This is a genomic window from Vibrio sp. 2132-1 (genome assembly GCF_033344315.1).
In genome coordinates this window covers 1-586 of record NZ_JAWPON010000598.1, presented here as the reverse complement: position 1 = coordinate 586, position 586 = coordinate 1, and the positions used below count along the sequence as shown (strand labels likewise).

Annotated in this window: 1 protein-coding gene; it reads right to left on the bottom strand. The window is 45.4% G+C overall.

Features of this window, described 5'->3' with window-relative positions:
* A partial coding sequence (locus R8N47_RS26870; protein ID WP_318186320.1) for an FAD-dependent oxidoreductase occupies positions 1-483 on the bottom strand: 483 nt, incomplete at its 3' end.
* Between the last annotated feature and the right edge of the window lie 103 nt (positions 484-586).

Here is a 586-nt window from a genome sequence, read left to right as displayed (position 1 = left end):
GTTATCTATCGTCATACCGTATTTACGGCTCAACCAACCAAAACCACCACCTAAAGTAAGACCAGCAATACCAGTGGTAGAGTTAATTCCTACCGGGGTCGCTAACCCGTGTTTTTGAGTGGCTTCGTCTAAGTCGCCTAAGGTACAGCCCGGCTCAACAAACGCTCTCTTGGCATTTTCATCGACTCTGACTTGGGTAAGGAGCGACAGGTCGATCATGACCCCATTATCACAGACAGCGTTGCCCGCAATATTGTGTCCCCCACCTCGTACAGAAAGTAGCTGACCATTGTCTCGCGCAAAGTTAACCGCCATCACAACGTCATCTGTCGACTTACAGCGAGCAATCAAACTCGGCTTGCGATCAATCATGCCATTCCAGATTTGGCGAACTTCATCGTAATTAGATTCGGTAGGTAAAACGACGTCACCTTGAAAGTGACTTTTGAAATGTTCAATGGTTGTGTTTTCTAAACTCTTCATATTAGTTGCCTCTCACGTTTTACATGAGCGCTTGTAAAAAGTGATGCAACTACGAGCTTGTACAAGCTTCCTCACTGTTAAACGTGACGTTTTAGTAGTCATT